At 67.4% G+C, this 18,010-nt stretch carries 19 protein-coding genes; 4 read left to right on the top strand and 15 right to left on the bottom strand.

Translation table 11 applies throughout. The features are described 5' to 3' along the window. Positions 1 to 18: 18 nt before the first annotated feature. A complete protein-coding gene (locus tag ABDC25_RS00665; protein WP_021200128.1) occupies positions 19 to 318 on the bottom strand; it encodes a chorismate mutase in 300 nt (99 codons plus the stop codon). A 62-nt stretch (positions 319 to 380) separates the two neighbouring features. Between ABDC25_RS00665 and ABDC25_RS00660 the strand changes: the two genes are divergently transcribed. Beyond that, positions 381 to 1,598: an AI-2E family transporter gene (locus ABDC25_RS00660; RefSeq protein WP_029258816.1), complete on the top strand. Its 1,218-nt coding sequence runs from the start codon at positions 381 to 383 to the stop codon at positions 1,596 to 1,598. Between the two features lie 63 nt (positions 1,599 to 1,661). On the opposite strand, the gene ABDC25_RS00655 is transcribed toward ABDC25_RS00660, so the two are convergent. From ABDC25_RS00655 to ABDC25_RS00630, 6 genes are all read right to left on the bottom strand, one after another. After that, the gene (locus ABDC25_RS00655) at positions 1,662 to 2,576 is read right to left on the bottom strand and encodes an ABC transporter substrate-binding protein (RefSeq protein WP_029258815.1); all 915 of its coding nucleotides are present in this window, start codon (positions 2,574 to 2,576) and stop codon (positions 1,662 to 1,664) included. 81 nt (positions 2,577 to 2,657) lie between these two features. Further along, complete coding sequence (locus ABDC25_RS00650) at positions 2,658 to 3,383, bottom strand: ABC transporter permease (RefSeq protein ID WP_029258814.1); 726 nt, start codon at positions 3,381 to 3,383, stop codon at positions 2,658 to 2,660. Then, on the bottom strand, positions 3,380 to 4,063 hold the full coding sequence (locus ABDC25_RS00645; RefSeq protein ID WP_021200124.1) for an ABC transporter permease subunit: 684 nt from the start codon (positions 4,061 to 4,063) through the stop codon (positions 3,380 to 3,382). Before ABDC25_RS00645 ends, ABDC25_RS00650 begins: the two co-directional genes overlap by 4 nt. Next, the gene (locus ABDC25_RS00640) at positions 4,060 to 4,932 is read right to left on the bottom strand and encodes an ATP-binding cassette domain-containing protein (protein ID WP_021200123.1); all 873 of its coding nucleotides are present in this window, start codon (positions 4,930 to 4,932) and stop codon (positions 4,060 to 4,062) included. The genes ABDC25_RS00645 and ABDC25_RS00640 overlap by 4 nt, the downstream gene beginning before the upstream one ends. Positions 4,933 to 5,011: 79 nt before the next feature. Next, the gene (locus ABDC25_RS00635) at positions 5,012 to 5,314 is read right to left on the bottom strand and encodes a DUF427 domain-containing protein (RefSeq protein ID WP_347124292.1); all 303 of its coding nucleotides are present in this window, start codon (positions 5,312 to 5,314) and stop codon (positions 5,012 to 5,014) included. 177 nt (positions 5,315 to 5,491) lie between these two features. Next, on the bottom strand, positions 5,492 to 6,928 hold the full coding sequence (locus ABDC25_RS00630; protein ID WP_347124290.1) for an NAD(P)/FAD-dependent oxidoreductase: 1,437 nt from the start codon (positions 6,926 to 6,928) through the stop codon (positions 5,492 to 5,494). Positions 6,929 to 7,044: 116 nt separating this feature from the next. On the opposite strand from ABDC25_RS00630, the gene ABDC25_RS00625 reads away from it, so the two are divergent. Continuing rightward, positions 7,045 to 7,203, top strand: a complete 159-nt coding sequence (locus ABDC25_RS00625; protein ID WP_167256419.1) for a hypothetical protein — start codon at positions 7,045 to 7,047, stop codon at positions 7,201 to 7,203. 333 nt (positions 7,204 to 7,536) lie between these two features. Here the strand turns inward: ABDC25_RS00625 and ABDC25_RS00620 are convergent, their stop codons facing one another. The 3 genes from ABDC25_RS00620 to ABDC25_RS00610 form a co-directional block, all read right to left on the bottom strand. Next, positions 7,537 to 7,815 carry a hypothetical protein gene (locus ABDC25_RS00620; protein ID WP_152525899.1) on the bottom strand — a complete coding sequence of 93 codons (279 nt, stop codon included), beginning with the start codon at positions 7,813 to 7,815 and terminating at the stop codon, positions 7,537 to 7,539. Beyond that, a complete protein-coding gene (locus ABDC25_RS00615) occupies positions 7,809 to 9,602 on the bottom strand; it encodes an RHS repeat-associated core domain-containing protein (RefSeq protein WP_347124287.1) in 1,794 nt (597 codons plus the stop codon). The genes ABDC25_RS00620 and ABDC25_RS00615 overlap by 7 nt, the downstream gene beginning before the upstream one ends. A gap of 186 nt (positions 9,603 to 9,788) precedes the next feature. Further along, a complete protein-coding gene (locus tag ABDC25_RS00610; RefSeq protein WP_347124285.1) occupies positions 9,789 to 10,373 on the bottom strand; it encodes a biotin transporter BioY in 585 nt (194 codons plus the stop codon). A 30-nt stretch (positions 10,374 to 10,403) separates the two neighbouring features. Between ABDC25_RS00610 and ABDC25_RS00605 the strand changes: the two genes are divergently transcribed. Then, on the top strand, positions 10,404 to 11,954 hold the full coding sequence (locus tag ABDC25_RS00605) for a long-chain fatty acid--CoA ligase (protein ID WP_347124283.1): 1,551 nt from the start codon (positions 10,404 to 10,406) through the stop codon (positions 11,952 to 11,954). Beyond that, positions 11,951 to 13,195 (top strand): beta-ketoacyl-[acyl-carrier-protein] synthase family protein, encoded by a 1,245-nt coding sequence (locus ABDC25_RS00600; protein ID WP_347124281.1) that lies wholly within the window; start codon positions 11,951 to 11,953, stop codon positions 13,193 to 13,195. The genes ABDC25_RS00605 and ABDC25_RS00600 overlap by 4 nt, the downstream gene beginning before the upstream one ends. Before the next feature lie 12 nt (positions 13,196 to 13,207). On the opposite strand, the gene ABDC25_RS00595 is transcribed toward ABDC25_RS00600, so the two are convergent. From ABDC25_RS00595 to ABDC25_RS00575, 5 genes are all read right to left on the bottom strand, one after another. Next, positions 13,208 to 14,314 (bottom strand): beta-propeller fold lactonase family protein, encoded by a 1,107-nt coding sequence (locus ABDC25_RS00595; RefSeq protein WP_347124279.1) that lies wholly within the window; start codon positions 14,312 to 14,314, stop codon positions 13,208 to 13,210. Positions 14,315 to 14,323: 9 nt separating this feature from the next. Next, positions 14,324 to 15,610 carry an adenylosuccinate synthase gene (locus ABDC25_RS00590; protein WP_029260850.1) on the bottom strand — a complete coding sequence of 429 codons (1,287 nt, stop codon included), beginning with the start codon at positions 15,608 to 15,610 and terminating at the stop codon, positions 14,324 to 14,326. A gap of 115 nt (positions 15,611 to 15,725) precedes the next feature. After that, a complete protein-coding gene (locus ABDC25_RS00585; protein ID WP_021200112.1) occupies positions 15,726 to 16,103 on the bottom strand; it encodes a hypothetical protein in 378 nt (125 codons plus the stop codon). Between the two features lie 115 nt (positions 16,104 to 16,218). Continuing rightward, entirely contained in the window at positions 16,219 to 16,788 is a 570-nt protein-coding gene (locus ABDC25_RS00580; protein ID WP_347124276.1) for a barstar family protein, read from the bottom strand. Continuing rightward, the gene (locus ABDC25_RS00575; RefSeq protein ID WP_347124274.1) at positions 16,785 to 17,981 is read right to left on the bottom strand and encodes a hypothetical protein; all 1,197 of its coding nucleotides are present in this window, start codon (positions 17,979 to 17,981) and stop codon (positions 16,785 to 16,787) included. Before ABDC25_RS00575 ends, ABDC25_RS00580 begins: the two co-directional genes overlap by 4 nt. Positions 17,982 to 18,010 lie beyond the last annotated feature (29 nt).

Genomic DNA, 18,010 nt, shown 5'->3' with positions numbered 1-18,010 from the left:
CCGTCCGGCTCCTCCTCCTCAGCGGCTCTCGGCCGCTTCGGTGTGGTGACGGATGACCTCTGCCACCACGAAGTTGAACCACTTCTCCGCGAACTCCGGGTCGAGGTGCGCTTCCTCGGCGAGAGCACGCAGCCGGGCGACCTGCTGTTCCTCCCGATTCGGGTCCGATGCCGGCATCTCATGCTCCGCTTTCAGATGCCCGACCTGCTGAGTCGCGCGGAAGCGCTCGGCCAGCATGAAGATCAGTGCGGCGTCGATGTTGTCGATGGTGGCGCGAAGCCGGAGCAGTTCGGCCTTCGGGTCCTCGGCGGCGGTCATGCCCCTACTCTAGAGCCGCGTGACATCCTGGTTTCGATCCATGGCACCGCTATCGTGAGCACATGAGCAACGAAGAGCCGCCGGAATCCGCGCCCCACGACGACGACGCATCCGCCGCGACTCCCGCCGCGCCGGCGACCGGCCGTCGCAAGGCCGCACCCGCATCCGTGCCGGCCGTCGCAGACGCTCCGATCCCGGTCGTGATCGAGCCGACGACGCCGAGCCGTTCGTTCTGGACGCGCATCGACCGCCCGTTCGTGTTCGGCTTCCTCGTGACGCTGGGTGGACTCGGGGCGATCGTGATCGGCCTCGCGCTGTCGAACCTGTCGACCGTGCTCATCTACATCGCCCTCGCCCTGTTCGGTGCGCTCGGACTCGACCCCGCCGTACGGTTCCTGGAACGCCGTGGCCTCTCGCGTGTGATCTCGGTGGTCATCACGATCCTCGCACTCATCGTGGTGTTCGCCCTCGTGCTCTGGATGATCGTTCCCGTCGTGATCGATCAGATCGTGAGCTTCGTGCAGTCCGTGCCCGGCATGATCAAGGACTTCACACACAGCGACATCTACGCGACCCTCGAAGCCCAGTTCGGCGACCAGTTCCAAGAACTGGTCGCCCAGGTGCAGTCCTTCCTCACCGACTTCGGCAACCTCGCGACGATCGGCGGCGGCGCCCTGGCCGTGGGCGCTTCGATCGCCACCAGCATCTCCGGAGCCATCGTCGTGCTCGTGCTGACGTTGTACTTCCTCGCGTCGCTGCCGTCGATGAAGCAGGGTCTGCTGCGTCTCGCCCCCGCCCGCGACCGCGCTCGTGCCGGCGACATCACCGACCAGATCACCGACTCGGTCGGCGGCTACGTGATGGGCATGGTCGTGCTCGCGTTCTGCAACGCGACGCTCGCGTTCCTGCTCTACCTCTTCCTCGGGTTGCCGTTCCCCCCGCTGATGGCGGCCATCGCCTTCTGCATCACGTTGATCCCGCTGGTCGGCTCGGTGCTGTTCTGGATCCTCGGCACCTGCCTGGCGCTGTTCACCAACCCGATCGCCGCCCTGATCTTCGCGGCGATCTACCTCGTCTACATGCAGATCGAGGCCTACGTGATCACCCCTCGCGTCATGAACAAGGCGGTCTCGGTGCCGGGTTCTCTCGTCGTGATCGGTGCTCTCGCCGGCGGCACGCTGCTCGGTCTGCTCGGGGCGCTGGTCGCCGTGCCGGTGACCGCGTCGATCCTCATCATCATCAAACAGGTTCTCGTCCCGAAGCAGGACGCCCGGATCTGACCCGCCCGCAACGCAGAAGCGCCCGGACCCTCAAGGGCCCGGGCGCTTCTGCGTGGTGACGACTCAGCTGAGGTCGTTGTCTGCCAGCCACTTCTTGGCGATGTCCTCTGCCGACTTCTGGTCGACCGTGCTCTGCACGTTCAGCCCCACCAGCTCCTCGGCGGTGAGCTTCTTGCTGACCGCGTTGATCACGTCGGAGATCTCGTCGGCGACGTCGCTCGATGCGATCGGCACGACGTTCGAGGCCAGGATGATGTTCTCCGGGTCTTCGAGCGCGACGATGTCTTCGGTCTGGAAGGCCGGGTCTGCCGAGTAGATGTCGGCGACCTGGATCTCACCGGCCAGCAGGGACTCGAGCGTGGTCGGGCCGGTGGCCGAGAAGCCGAGATCGACGCCGTAGACCTCCTTGGCCGCAGCCGGACCGTACGGACGCTGCTCGAACTCCGGAGCGGCACCGATCGTCACCGGGGTCGTGACCTTCGAGAGGTCGCCGATCGTGGTGAGACCGTTTTCCTCGGCGAAGCTCTTCAGCACGGTGTAGGTGTCCTGGTCAGACGCCTCGGCGTAGTCGAGAGCGGTCAGGCCCTTGGGCAGCGCCTCCTTCAGCGCGGCGTAGACGTCTTCCGGGCTGGTGGCGGTCGCGTCCTTGTCGAGGTACTCGAGCAGGTTGCCGGTGTACTCCGGGAACAGGTCGATCGCGCCGGACTCGACATCGGGCATGTAGGCGTCGCGCTGTCCGATGTTGAACTGGCGGTCGACCTTGATGTCGGCACCCTCGAGAGCCTGCGCGTAGATCTCGGCGATGATCTCGTTCGAGTAATACGCCTGCGAGCCGATGACGATCGTGTCGCCGCCGGAGCTCGAGCCTTCGCTCGGGGCGTCGAGCGGGTTGCTGTTCGCGCAGCCGCCGAGGACGAGCACCGCGGCGAGCGCGGCACCACCGGCAAGGGCGAGTCGTGACTTACGTGCTGTGAACATGAGGACTTCCTCTTCTCTGGGACAACGGGGTTGGTGCTGTGGGACGGTGTGAGGGCTGTGGGATGAGTCGGATGATAGGCGTCAGGCGGTGGCCGGTGCCGGCGAGGCAGCGGCCGCGCGCGAGCGACGTGTGGTGGTCGGTGCGCGCACCCCCGCGGGGACGGCGGCGTGCTGGAGCAGGGCGAAGATCAGGTCGACGACCAGGGCGAGCACCGCGACGAGGATCGCCCCTCCGAGCACCTGGTCGAACTTGCGCAGCGGAATGCCCTGGATGATCGGCCAGCCGAGTCCGCCGAGGTTCACGTATGCGGCGATCGTGACCGTGGCGATCACCTGCAAGAGCGCCGCGCGGATGCCGCCGACGAGCAGCGGGAGACCGAGCGGGACCTCGACCTTCCAGAACACCTGCCACTCGGTCATGCCCATCGAACGCGCGGAGTCGAGCACGCGACGGTCGATGGCTTCGAGGCCGGTGTAGGCGCCGGCGAGGAGCGAGGGGATCGCGAGGAGCACGAACGTGATGATCGCGGCCTCGGGAACGCGGAGCACGCCCAGGATCAGCACGAGCAGCACCATGAGACCGAAAGACGGGATGGCACGTGCCGCGCCGGAGACCGCGACCGCGATCTCACGGCCTTTGCCGGTGTGACCGATGAGCCACCCCAGGGGAATCGCGATGATGCCGGCGATGAGCACCGAGATCAGCGTGTAGTACATGTGCTGGCCGAACAGGATGGGCAGGGAGTACGGCCCCTCCCAGCGGTCAGGGGAGAAGAGCCAGGCGAAGGCGTCGGTGAACACGTTCATGCGGCGGTCCTCAGGGTGGCGGCCTGTCGTGCGGCCGACGGTGTCTTCGCCGCGCGCGTCCACGGCATCAGTGCGCGACCCAGGAGAAGGAGCAGCAGGTCGATCACGAGCGCGATCACGACCACCGCGATGACGCCGGCGAACACCTCGGCGAGGATGCGACGCTGCAGGCCGTTGGTGAACAGGTAACCGAGGTTGTTCACCCCGACCAGGATGCCGACCGTGGCGAGGGAGATGGTGCTGACGGCTGCCACGCGGAGACCGGCGAGCACGACGGGACCGGCGAGCGGGAAGTCGACGGTCCAGAACCGGCGGAAGCCGCCGTAACCCATCGCGGTCGCGGATTGCCGGATGGCGGGGTCGACCGAGTCGAGGCCGTCGGATACCGCGCGCACCAGGATCGCGACCGCGTAGATCGTGAGGCCGATGATGAGGTTCACGGGGCTGCGGGCGGGATATCCGGCGACGGATGGGAGAAGGATCAGCAGCGCGAGCGAGGGGATCGTGTAGAGGAGTCCGGTGAGAACGATGACCGGCCCCTTCACCAGCTGATAACGCCATGCGACCCACCCCAGCGGCAGCGACAGCACGAAGCCGAGCACGATGGCGATCGCGCTCTGCTGCAGGTGGATCCCGGTCAGCTCGAGGATGAGGCCGAGATTGTCGCCGATCCAGTTCACGGAGCGCCCTTCGTCGCGCTCTCCTCGCTCAGAAGCGCGTCGGTCACGGCATCAGGAACATCGATGATCGCCCCCTGGGTGCGACCCTCGCCGTCGACCACCACGGTGCCGTGCGGCGTCTGCTTGAGGTGCAGAGCACGGCGTCCGCGTTCGGCGCCGATGAACGCCGAGACGAAGTCGTCTGCCGGGTTCTCGATGATCTCGCTGGGGCTGCCCACCTGAACGATGCGCGCGCCCTTGTCGAGGATGACGACCTGGTCGCCGAGCAGGAACGCCTCGTCGATGTCGTGCGTGACGAACACGACCGTCTTGTCGAGCTCGCGCTGCAGCCGCAGGGTCTCCTGCTGCAGGTCGGCCCGCACGATGGGGTCGACCGCACCGAAGGGCTCGTCCATGAGCAGGATGTTCGGGTCGGCGGCAAGACCGCGGGCCACACCGACGCGCTGCTGCTGGCCGCCGGACAACTGGCTCGGGTACCGCTCGGCGAGTGCCTGGTCGAGGCCGACCGTGTCGAGCAGTTCCCGTGCGCGCTTATGGGCGGCAGCCTTCTTCACGCCGGTCAGGCGCAGCACCGTGGCCACGTTGTCGATGACCGTGAAGTGCGGCATGAGGCCGGAGTTCTGCATCACGTAGCCGATGCGTCGACGCAGGGCCACCGGGTCACCCTGGAGCACGCTCTCGCCGTCGATCTCGACCTCGCCGGAAGTCGGCTCGACCATGCGGTTGATCATGCGGAGCAGAGTGGTCTTACCGCAGCCGGACGAGCCGACGAACACCGTGGTCTTTCGCGAGGGCAGCACGAGGCTGAAGTCATTGACGGCGAGGGCGCCGCCGGGGAAGCGCTTGGTGACGTTGCGGAACTCGATCATGGGCTGGTCTCCAGTCGGTCGATCGATGTGCGAGCGGACGAGTATTGCTCTTCAGATGGCTACGGGGCTCTTCTGATGGCTACGGGCCGACCTCGACGCGCGGATCGAAGGCGACGAACCCGGAGAAGTCCTTGCCCACCCGATCGAAGGCGGAGGGGTAGGGGTTCGGATACGACCACGCGTAGTCGGTGTGGAGCTCGCCGTCGATCTGCACCGAGTAGTACTGAGCCTCACCCTTCCACGGACAGGTGTAGGGCGTGGGGCTCTCGACGAGAACTCCGGGCGTGATGGACGCCGGCGGGAAGTACCAGTTCCCCTCGATGCGGGCGAGATCGCTCTCGTCAGCTTCGGCGATGACGGTTCCTGCGAGTACAGCCTTCATGGTCCTGCCTCCTCGGATGTGGGTATGAGCGTATAAGACGGTGCGGACATCGGGGGTGAGGGTTGCGCCGCGGCCGTCAATATGAGAAACAATCCGGATCCTGTTCGATGCGATCGGAAGAACGGATTGCCCTGGATTCGGGTCAGGCCCGATGTCGGGATCGATTCCCTCCGCGGGTCAGGCGGAGTCGCGACCGTACCCCTCCAGCAGTCGCAGCCAGATCTCGCTGATCGTGGGATACGACGGCACCGCATGCCAGAGGCGGGCGATCGGCACCTCTCCGACGACCGCCACGGTCGCCGCGTGCACCAGTTCCGCCACCTCGGGCCCGACGAACGTCGCACCGATCACGATGTCGCGGTCGGTGTCGACCACGAGTCGCGCCTGGCCTTCGAAGCCGTCTTCGTAGAGGCTCGCGCCGGCGACCCAGCCCAGGTCGTAGTCGACGGCCTTCACCGCGATGCCGGCCTTCGTCGCCTGGGCCTCGGTGAGCCCGACGGACCCGACTTCGGGAATCGAGAACGTGACCTGCGGAACGGCGGCCTGGTCGGCGGTCGCGACGTGACGACCCCACGGGGCGTCGTCCACATCTTCGCCCTGGGCACGGGCGACGATCACATCGCCGGCGGCGCGCGCCTGGTACTTGCCCTGATGGGTGAGGAGCACGCGACCGTTGACGTCGCCGACCGCATAGAGCCAGTCGGATCCGGGGACGCGGAGCGTGTCGTCGACGTCGATCCAGCGACCGGGTTCCAGGCCCACGACGTCGAGGCCGATGTCACCGCTTCGGGGCGAGCGACCCGTCGCGGCCAGCACCTCGGTCGCGGTGATCTCCTCGCCGCCGTCGAGGGTGATGGTCACGCCGTCCGCGCCGCGGCGCACGGATGTGGTGCCCGTGCCGGTGCGCACGTCGACGCCGAGTTCCTTGAGGCCTGCGGCGACGCGCTCGCCCGCGAAGGGCTCCATCCCGCCGAGCAGGCCGCTGCGGGCGATCACGGTGACCTTCGAGCCGAGTGCGGCATAGGCAGTCGCCATCTCGACGGCCACGACGCCTCCGCCGATGACGGCCAGGCTCTCGGGCAGCTCTTCTGCGCTCGTCGCCTCGCGGCTGGTCCACGGGGTGGCCCCGCGGAGTCCGTCGATGGGCGGGATGACGGCATCCGATCCGGTGCTGATCGCGACAGCGTGCCGGGCCGTGAGCACGCGCTCGGCGCCGTCGGCATCGGTCACGGTCACCTCGCGTTCGCCCGTGATGCGGCCGTGGCCGCGGGCCAGGTCGATGCCGGCCGACTCGAGCCACTTGACCTGACCGTCGTCCGACCAGTTGCTGGTGAACGAGTCGCGGCGGTCGAACACGGCGCGCACATCGAGCTTTCCGGTCACCGCCTGCGAAGACCCACCCACGTGCTGAGCTGCCCTGAGCGCCTGCGCCGAACGCAGCAGCGCCTTCGACGGCATGCACGCCCAGTAGGAGCACTCGCCTCCGACGAGCTCGCTCTCCACGATGATCGCGGTGAGTCCGCCCTGCACGGCTCGGTCGGCGACGTTCTCGCCCACCGGACCACCGCCCAACACGATCAGGTCATACTCGTCGGTCTTCTCCGCAGCGTTCATGCGTCGCACCTCTCCGTGAGCCGGTTACGTGGCCCAGTCTCGCTCATGAGCAACGCCGAGTCACGGGTGAGTTGTTCCCGGCGGCGTGGCGGGGAACGCCTGGGGCAGGTCATAGAGTGTGGTTCGTTGTTTGGATCGGCGGCGGAGGCCCCGCCCGCGCCACGATGTGGTCCAGCATTCTGGGCGAGGCCTTCCTCATCGCCGCCGCCTTGATGGCCTTCATCATCATCCGTGGAATCACACACGGCGTGATCCACCGTGCACAGCAGCAGTAGCCCGCAGGCGCCACCAACCCGATGCCTCACTCACTCCAATCTGAGCGTTGCAGGCTACCCCGGTCGAACGTCACCGGTTCCGCTGAGGTGACGTCGACGGATCTGCTGGGGGATCGCTCCGGGATCTACGCCGAGCTACGTTCACGGCAACGGTCGCCCGTACGAACCGAGCAGTTCCCGATAGTGGGGGTTCCTGAGTAGTTCGGGGTGGACGCTCTCAATTCGCTGGCGAACCTTAGTGAACATCCCCTCCGCCGCCCGCAGGAACTCGCTGACGGATCCCGCCGCCACGGTCTTCACATACTCAGCCATCGATGACGCGAAAGAAATCCATCAAAGAAAGTTTTGAACAATACCCGTCATCGCAAAAGCTAGCATGACGAGACCCACGAGTATGATTCCGGCGCCGACGACCCCCATCATAAACGGCGTCTGGCGGCCCGCCGAGGCCTGAGCGGCACGCTGACCGAACATCGCTTTTTGGTTCTTGTAGACCGCGTCGTTGAGCCGCCGACGATAGCGAATGGTAAGCATCCCTAAAACGACGGCCATCAACCCAAAGATCAAATTCGGGAGAATCGTGCCAGCATGAACGAAGTTCAAGTTCACCATCCCCATCCGACGTCTGCGCTGCATCCGAGAGCTGCGCCCACCGAGACGCCGCCACCCCCATATCCTAGTGGCCCGTTCTCTTGGATTCCGCCTGAGATGTAGCCACCCACCGGTCCCATGACCGCAGTGCAGCTTCCTCCCAAATAGAGCCCCCCTTCAGACTCAGTCGATGCTCCCGCTGAGACCGATACTCCCGCCTTCAGGCCGAAACCAAGTCCGACTCGGCCCGTACCGTCGTGACCAATTGAGAGGTTGAGACAGGCACCGGCGCAGGCTGAGACAGTGAGGTCTGCAGTTCCACCGTTTTCGGGCATCCATTGCCAGAGAGGTTGCTGCTTGGGCCCGGTGCGGGTTGGCTGTGACGGTGCGGCGGGCAGCGCGGCGAGCTGCGAGATGAGCGTGGGCGTGCCACTTGCCTTGGGGCGTGACTTACTAAACGGCAATCCGCCTCCTCCTAGCCACGTTAGAGGCTTGGTCCCTGACCGTTTCGCGGCTGTCGAGCCACCGTCGACTAGTGGAGCGATGGACCATTTCTTGCCGGTGAGGTCGTGTCCGTTGATGGGATCCGTAGGCCAGGAGTAGTCGTTCGCTCCACCGCCTTCGATGGGGTCGACTTGCAGGAACCTCCCGAGGGCGGGGACATACAACCGCACGCCCATCTCCACCACCAGAGCCGACCCTGCCGATTCCGCGGGCTTCAACGCCCCCTGATGCCACAGCGTGTTCCCCGCCACCTGCCCGGAGTCATCCGACGCAGTGGTGCCGATCGCGAACGTCACCGGGTCCACCGGCTGACCAAACGGATCCCACAACAACAACGCACTCGTCGTCACCCCGGTGCGGGTCACGAGACCGTGTCCACCCAACCCGGGGAACGACCACGTCACCACCCCGGCCTGGTTCGTCCACGACACCCCGCCCGGCAACCCGACACTCCGGGTCAACTCCGCACCGGACTTCTGACCCCACGCCGCATCACCACCCGCCGCAAACAAGTAGCTCGTCGTCACCGCGGGGGCATCACCAGTCGGGTCAATGGTGCGTGTGGCGATGCGTCCGGACGCGTCGCGCATAATCCGCACCGTCGTGCCATCGTCATACGTCGTCCCGATGTGCCGGTTGGCCGCGTCGTAGGAGAACTGCATATCGCCCAGACGAACCGTGTTCCCCCGCACGTCGTACACAATCTCCGACGCCGCCAGACCATCCATCACCGTCGTCGCACCCGGGACCGCCCCCGTCACCGACGACGACAACAACCGATCCGCCCAGTCGTAACAGGACGTCGTCGTCGTGGTCACGGCCGCCTGGCCCGGCGCCGTCCACACATCCGTCAGACCCGTCCGGTTCCCCGACATCCCCGCCGCCGCATTCGGACCACACCCACCCGACGACCCGAACCCATACGTGAACTCATGCCCCGGAATGGTCGCCGACACCAAACGCCCAGCCGTGTCATACCCGTACGTCGACGAATACGACGTCGACCCCATCGACGACTGCTGCTTCACCACACGCCCCGACTGCGACCGCACCACAGCATCCGACACGACCTGCCCGCCGACCAGCCACTCCTGACCGATCACGCGCTCCGCCACATCCCGACCCACACTGTTCAGCGCCGAACCGTCCGGATACGTGATCTGCTGCAGCCGCTGCAACGCGTCATACGTCACCGACGCGAGCTGCTGCCCGTCGACGGTAACCGTCTTCACCTTGCCGTCGGCGTCATACGTGTACGCCGTCACCGACGCTGCACCACCGGCCGGAGTCGTCGAGATCTGCATCACACGCCCGGAAGCCGGGTCGTATGTGGGCGTAGTCACCGTGCCCCACACATCCGTGTAACTCACGGTGCGTCCGAGCAGGTCGGTGACCGTCGTGATGGTCGAGTCATTCGGCGAACCCGCGACCGACACCCCGCTCGTGACGGTGGCGTATCCACCGTTCGTCACTCGAGCTTGCGCGGATTCCTAGACCGCAGAAACCGTCCGCACCCGCCGGCCGTCGGTGAACGCACGCGGGTAGGCCCGCCGGAGCGCGACCGCAACCAGCGTCGCGGCCACCACCTTGATCAGGTCTCCCGGCAGGAAGGCGAGACTCGACAGCGCGGTGGGTCCGAGCGGCACGCCGGTCACGAGCGCCTGCACAGGGATGCCGAATGCGTAGACGACGAGCACCCCGCCGACGAACGCGGCAGTCGCGGAACGCCACCACGTGAAGCGTCCCGTGCGCATGAGGAGCCCGATCACCACGACTCCGGCGATCCAGCCGACGAGGTACCCGGCACTCGGTCCGACGAACACGCCGAGGCCGCCACGACCACCCGCGAGAACCGGAAGTCCGACCGCGGCGAGCGCGAGCACCAGGACCACGGCGAGTGGCGCGAGACGCGGCCCCAGCACGAGTCCGGCGAGCATGACCCCCAGGGTCTGCGCCGTGATCGGCACACCGCTCGGAAGGGGCACGATCACCGTGCCGAGCACGACGATCAGTGCGGCGAAGACCGCGATGCGGCCGAGCGAGGCGCTCGTGTCGGTGGCGCGGGACGTGGTCATGAATCCTCCTGAACACCGTTCACCTGAACGGTGTTCATTAGAATAGGGACACCACCCTTTCCGCGCAAACCCACCCCAGGAGTCGTCACGTCTCTCACCCCGACGCTGCACCGTATCGCGGCCGACGACCCCGACCGCTGGGCGATCGTCGGCCGCGATGCCCACCTGACGTACGGCGAACTCCACGCCGAGTCCCGTCGAATCTCAGCGACTCTCGAGAGCCAGCTCATGATGGCCGCGACCACGGATCATCCGCATCTCCCCTCGGCCCTGCCACCGATCGTCGCCATCTGCTTGTCCACCGCCGTCGACATCGCACGCATCTCCGTCGCGGTAGAGGCCGGCCCGCGCATTCTCACCGTCATCGATGAACGATGGCCGACCGCTCTACAGATGCGACTGATCGCCGCCACCGGAGCGACGGCCCTCATCACGGATGCTCCTGCGCTCAAAACGGCACTTCGAGCGAGCGGATGGCGCGGACCGGTCCTCCGACTCGCCGACCTCGCCCCCACCACCCCGAATGCCGCGGAGCCGGAGGTTCCCGCCGACGACACCCCGTTCCTGCTGCTGACGTCATCCGGTACGACGGGCGCGCCGAAGGCGTTCCTCAAGACGCGAGCGCAGTACGCGGCGAACATCGAGGTGTCCCGCGAGCACTTGGGCGCGCACGATGGCGTCGCGACTTTCGCGCCCGGCCCGATGTCGTACAGCCTGACCCTGTACACACTGTTCGAGGTACTCGCCACGGGTGGTCAGCTGCACGTCGCCGACGGCCTGGACGAGCTGTGGCTCACCTCCCGCGTGCACGACGAGCGCATCACGCGCCTCGTCACGATCCCCGCGGCGGTGACGACACTCGTCGACGCAGCCCTCCGCCATCCGGGACGGTACGACGGCATCGAGCTCATCGTCACGGGAGGGGCGGCGCTCTCCGCATCGACGCGAGCCGACGTCGCCGAGGCGCTCCCCCATGCCCGGAGCATCGGCTACTTCGGCACCGGCGAACTCGGCTTCATCGGCGACGATCGCGCCGGCGACGAAGCCATCCGGCTCTACCCGCAGGTCGAGGCCCGCGTCCGTGGCGATGACGGCGACGACCTGGCTCCCGGCGAGCTCGGCAGTCTCTGGGTGCGCTCGCCCTCCTGCTCGACCGACTACCTGCCGAAGACGAGCACGACATCGTTGACGGACGCTGACGGCTGGGCGAGCGTGCACGATCAAGGGCGACTGCTCGGCCGGGACTTCACGTTCGTCGGCCGAAGAGGCGACGTCGTCACCACGGGCGGACACACCGTCGCGCTCGACGAGGTCGACCGCGCGTTCGAAGGGATGCCGGGCCTCAGCACCTGTTGCGCGATCACCGAGAGCGACGAGCGTCTCGGCACGCGTATCGCGCTGGTCACCGAAGGCGTCGCCCCACCCGCCGCGGAGCTGCGTCGGTGGGCGAAACAGCATCTCGCCCCGGCATCCGTTCCGCGCCGCTGGTACGCACTGCCGGAGTTTCCGCGGACCGTCGGTGGGAAGATCCGTCGCGCCGCCGTCGCGGATCTCGTGGCGCTCGGGAAGGAGCGAACATGAACGGCAGGCGATCCGTGGTCATCACCGGTGTCGGCGCGGTCACACCGAGCGGACTGACGGTATCGGCGTCATGGGCGTCTGTGCGCGCGGGACGAAGCGGCATCACCCGCCTCCCTCCGGAGATCTCCGGCTCAGGCCCTGTGCAGGTCGGCGGAGTGGTGCACGGCTTCACCACCCCGGTCGATCTGGCGGCATCGCTCGCCCGGCACCTCACCCCGATGCAGCTGTGGGCGATCACCGCCGCCGATGAAGCACTCGCCGACGCGGGCGTCCAGGGGCAGCCGTGGCAGACGGATGTCGCGCAGGTGATCGTCGCCACAGGATCCGGGCCCGTGGCGGCGACAGTCCACGCGGCGAATGCACTGCGCGAGCACGGACCTCGCCGGGTGCCGCCAGGGCTCACCGCCTACGGAACGGCGGATGCGATCGCCGGCGTGCTCAGCAGACGGTACGCATTCCTCGGTCAGACCCACGCGGTCGCCGCGGCCTGCGCGAGTGGAGCGGTCGCGATCGGGGAAGCCCTTCGACGGATCCGCCACGGCTACGCCGACACCGTGCTGGTCGTCGGGATGGAGGATTGCCTCAACCCGCTGCACCTCGCCGCGCACGCGAACCTCCGCTCGGTCGCGACGGGCTTCGGCGACGACCCCTCGTCGGCCTCACGCCCCTTCGACCGCGCCCGCACGGGCTTCGTCATGGCTCAGGGCGCGGCCGCCGTACTGGTGGAATCCGCCGATGCCGCACGGGAGCGCGGCATTCGGCCCCTCGCGACGATCGCCGGATTCGGCGCGACCAGCGACGCACATCACGCCACCGCGCCCGACCCTGCCGCCGCGGGGGCGACGAGGGCGATCAACGCCTGCCTCGCGGACGCCGATGTCGACGCCGCCGAGATCGACCACGTGAACACGCACGGCACGGGCACCGTCCTGGGCGATGAGGCCGAGCTGGTCGCGCTCACGCAGGCGCTCGGCCGGAGAGCATCGTCCGTTCCCCTCACCGCGACCAAGTCGACGACCGGACATCTGCTCGGTGCGGCCGGCGTCGTCGAGGCCGTCATCATCGCGATGACGCTCCGCGATCAGGTGCTGCCCCCGACGATGAATCTGTCGCATCCGTGTGCCGACGACTGGGACTTCGTACGCGACAGGGAACGACCGCATCCGGTCCGCACCGTGCTGTCGACCTCGTTCGGCTTCGGCGGCCACAACGCGGCGCTGCTGCTCACCGCGAGCGAATGAATCACGCCGAGGTCAGCGCACCGGCAGGAAGTGCGTCGGGGTCGGAACCTGCGCCTCGTGACGGATACCGAGGGGCGCGCCCGTGCGCTCGTCGAGGTCGATCAGCGTGATCGTGTCGGAGCGCTGCCCCGCGACGAGCATCTTGCCCTCGTGGACCAGATGATGCCGCGGCCAGTCGACACCGGAATCGGCGAGCGCCACGGATTCCAGAGACTCGCCGCCACCCCGCACCCGCAGCGCGGCGATGGTGTTGCTGCCGCGCAGAGCCGTGTAGAGGAACTGTCCGTCGCGCGTACGTGCGAGTTCTGCCGGGAAGTCCGTCCCCACCTCGGCGATCGGGCTCGTCAGGGTCACCGACACGACACTCCAGGTGCCGTCTGCCGCGCGCGCGAGGGTGAAGACCTCACAGGAGTACTCGGTGACCACATGGAGGTGTCCGCTGGGGTGCAGGACCATGTGCCGCGGTCCGGTGCCGAGCGGGAGCACGACCTCGTGGTCGAGCACGAGCCCACTGCCGCTCTGCCGCCAGAACCGCACGAGGTCGAAGCCGAGGTCGGTCGTGGCGACGCGTCCGTCGGGCAGGAAGACGGCAGCGTGCGCGTGGGAGACGCGGTCGCCGCCCACCCCGTACGGGTCGATCGCGGCGACGCCGTCGCCGGGCGGAGTCGCAGCGGCAGCATCCGGGTCGGCGTCACCGAACAGTGCTGCGCGGAGCGCCGCCGCGGCATCCGGCTTCGGAGGCACGATACGGCCTTCCGCATCCAGGTCGAACCGCACCACGCGACCGTCGCCGTAGCAGCTGGCGATCAGGGCCGAACCGTTCGGCGCCACCGCGACGTGGCAGACGTACTGGCCGACCGGCGCGGGCGCACCCAGCGGCGCAAGGGCGGCCTCCCCTGCGCGTGAGAAGGACTGCACCGCGGAGTCGCCCTCGAGTGCCGCGTAGACGACATCGAGGGTCGGATGCTGCGCCAGCCACGACGGCGACGGCGTCTCGACCACGGCACCGCGGTAGGCGAGAGTCGAGGCCTCGCGGCCCTCATCCCCCGCGAGCAGGCCGATGCCGTCGGCCGAGCCGTCCATCGCGGCACCGTAGCCGCCCAGCCAGAAGCGCGTCACGGGCGCGGGTCAGTCGAGCAGACCGTGGCGGACGATGACCTGGTCGCGCTCCGGGCCGACGCCGATCACCGAGATGCGCGTGTTGCTCATCTTCTCGAGCGCCAGCACATAGTCCTGCGCGTTCTGCGGCAGGTCCTCGAAGGTGCGCGCGACCGAGATGTCCTCGTTCCAGCCGGGGAAGTACTCCAGGATCGGCTTCGCGTGGTGGAAGTCGGTCTGGTTGACCGGCACCTCGTCGAAGCGTTCGCCATCGACGTCGTAGGCGACGCACACCGGGATCTGCTCGAGACCCGTGAGGATGTCGAGCTTGGTGAGCACCAGGTCGGTGATGCCGTTGATGCGCGTCGCGTAGCGCGTGATGGGAGCGTCGTACCAGCCCACCCGGCGCGGACGGCCGGTGGTGGTGCCGAACTCGAAGCCCTGCTTGCGCAGCCACTCGCCCTGCTCGTCGAAGAGCTCGGTCGGGAACGGACCCGAGCCGACGCGAGTCGTGTAGGCCTTGACGATACCGACGATGCGGTCGAGCGCACCAGGCCCGACGCCCGCACCCGTCGCCGCGCCTCCGGCCGTCGCCGAAGACGAGGTCACGAACGGGTAGGTGCCGTGGTCGATGTCGAGCATCGTCGCCTGGCCGCCCTCGAACACGACGACCTCGCCGCGGTCCAGGGCCTGGGCGATCAGGTAGCCGGTGTCGGCCACCATGGGCCGCAGTCGCTCGGCGTACGACAGCAGGTCTTCGACGACCTCGTCTGCGGTGATCGCACGGCGGTTGAAGATCTTCACCAGAAGATGGTTCTTCTGGTCGAGGGCGCCCTCGACCTTCTGGCGCAGGATGTTCTCGTCGAACAGGTCCTGCACACGGATGCCCACGCGATTGATCTTGTCGGCGTACGCCGGGCCGATGCCGCGCCCGGTCGTGCCGATCATGCGCTTGCCGAGGAAGCGCTCGGTGACCTTGTCGAGCGTGCGGTGGTACTGCGTGATGATGTGCGCGTTGGCGCTGACCTTGAGGCGCGAGACATCGATGCCGCGGGCGGCGAGCGCCTCGAGCTCGAAGAACAGCACCTCGAGGTCGACCACGACGCCGTTGCCGATCACGGGCGTCACGCCCGGAGACAGGATGCCGGAGGGCAGCAGGTGCAGCGCGTACTTCTCATCGCCGACGACGACGGTGTGCCCGGCGTTGTTGCCGCCGTTGAACTTCACCACCCAGTCGGTGCGCTCACCGAGAAGATCGGTGGCCTTGCCCTTTCCTTCGTCGCCCCACTGCACGCCGACGATAACGATTCCTGGCATGGGTAACCCCCTGGCTTTCGCCGGGTTTGCACCGGCCGATGAGCTGGCCCTCTTCGGGCGGTCCCATCCTATCGGGAGGGCTTCGGTGCGCCTTTCGGGGGAGCGTCGGGGGCGGTCAGAACACGTACAGCTGGCCGAGGATCAGGATGACCACGAAGAACGCGACGGCGATCGCGCCGATGATCGTGAGGGTTCGCGCCGAGAGTTTCGCGACACCCCACCCCACGAGGAAGGGAAGGGCGAGGAGCATGATCGCGACGATCCACCAGAACGCCGTATAGCCGCCGACGGTCGCCTCCGACAGTCGGCCTCCGAACAGCTGCTGGGACATCGGATGGGTCGCGAAGCGCACCGCCGCGCTGATCGGGACACCGACGAAGACGAACACGATGAGTCCGATCAGCGCACCCCACAGCGCCGGGCTGCCACCGCCGCTCAGCACCCCTCCGTGAAGTTCGGGCTGATGCTGCCGCTGGTTCTTGTGCTCCGTCATGGCACAGGAGCATATCCGTCTGGATGCACGCAGGGTGGTCGATTCCCCACTCTTCGCCGGCGCGGGCACAGAAGTCACCCGGGTGGAAGCACCAGGGATTGCATGTTTCGCCCCATCATCGACGGCCCACACGCAAGGCGATGTGGGTTCGCGCCTCGGCGGCAGTGCGGACGAATCGGTCGATGCCCTCCGGGTGCGCATCGCTGACGTTCAGCAGCACGTGGAACGGGATGGGCGGACGCGCATAGATCTCGGGGCTGTCCACGGCTGCAGACCAGGATTCTCCGGCCGAATGGAGCGTGCGCAAGAACGCTTCGACATCAAGGGGATCGTCGACGAGAACCTCTTCCGCGCGCTCGACGACGAGCACGTAGGCCTTGGCCGGCAGCCACTCGTCCAGAGATCGGAGGCAGTCGCTCAGCGCCGACCAGTTCTCCCCGAATCCGTCGAAGAACTGGAGCGCAGCTCCGAACTCGTTCATCAGTCCTTCGTAAGAACGCATCTTCCACCCGCGGAGCGTCCGCACACACGCGTCATCCAGCTCGGCCGTTATGTAGAACGACGATGGAATCCACTTCTCGCGCCCCTGCTCGCCGTGTCCGACGTACACCCACGGACCTTCCGTCGCCCAGAGGAAGCCCCTCGCGGTCGACGTCGGGCCGACCTCTCCCCCTTCGAGCGTCATCGCCGCCCCTCGGCGGCTCGGTTCCGTGCGTTGGCCTCGATCTCTCGCCCCCGCGCGTAGTGCGCCTCGATGCGCAGGGCTTGCGGTGATTCGGGGGCGGGATACCTCAGAGACGCCGGCATGACCGCGGCCGCCTCGGCGCACCGCCCGTCGCCTGCGGGATCGAGCACCCCTCGGAAGCCGGCGGGGATCCACGGATCGCCGCTCAACCGAAGGAGCTCCTCCGCCTCGGCCGGGTGCTCCGTCCAGCGGTGCAGAGTCCCCTGGCCGTTGGCCTTCGTGCGGATGGGATCGAGATGCGGAGCGACCATCTCGGCGTATTCCGGCTCGAACCAGGTCATCCATTGCGGCGCAGTCGGCAATCCGCTCCACGGGTCTTCGAGCTTGACGTCCATGAGCGGGTGGGCGGTTCCGTACCGATTCGTATTGACCTCGGCGAACGCGAAGAAGGCCCCGGTCCGTTCGGCGAGTGCGACGAAGAACGGCTCGATGGCGTCAAGAGCTTTGAGCTTCTCGAGCCGATCGAGCTCGAACTTCAGTCGGATCGATTGAGTTCGGCGCTCCAGGTCGTTCGTCCAGCCGTCGATGGTCCCGTGCTCGATCGGCTTGCCCGCGAGGATGAGATCGCCGAGGTAGCAGTTTGCGCGGTACATCGCGTCAAACGTCGCATCGTCGTCGCGGGGAAACCTCCCCTGAAACGGTTCGTGCGTGCCGAATCGCGACGGCACCCCTGGTCTGAAGAACTCGCGCGCCGTGCGGAGGTAAATCGCGGCGAGATCCTTATCGTGTGTGTCATCGAGCAGTCGGTACCAGCGCAGATGCAGGAAGCGGGGGCGCTGCGGCTGCGGTTCCGGCTGCGGTTCCGGCTGCGGCTCGTAGGTCTGCGGGTCGATCACCGTGCCGTCGACGCGCTCCGCCAACCGTGCGGCGAAGGCCGACGCCGTCGCCAGCTTCGTCCCGTCGAGGCTGAACGAGAACCCCGCTCCCGACGTGACGTCGTACGACACGTGGATGCTGTAGAGCACCGTCGCATCCGCGACCTCGGTCCACTCCGCCGGGATATCCTCCGGCTCCACACGATCGGGGCCGTCGAGCTCGAACGCCATCTCGCGGGTGCGCTTATCGACGATCGACGAGATCGTCTGCGATCGCCGATCGACCTTAGCCTTCAGCCCGCGCAGTGACGAAACCACTTTTGCCAGGTCCCTCGCCGTCAACGAGA

The organism is Microbacterium sp. SY138 (assembly GCF_039729145.1).
Lineage (GTDB): Bacteria > Actinomycetota > Actinomycetes > Actinomycetales > Microbacteriaceae > Microbacterium > Microbacterium maritypicum_A.
Note: the sequence above shows the minus strand (reverse complement) of the source record. Positions and strands in the feature narration are given on the sequence as shown.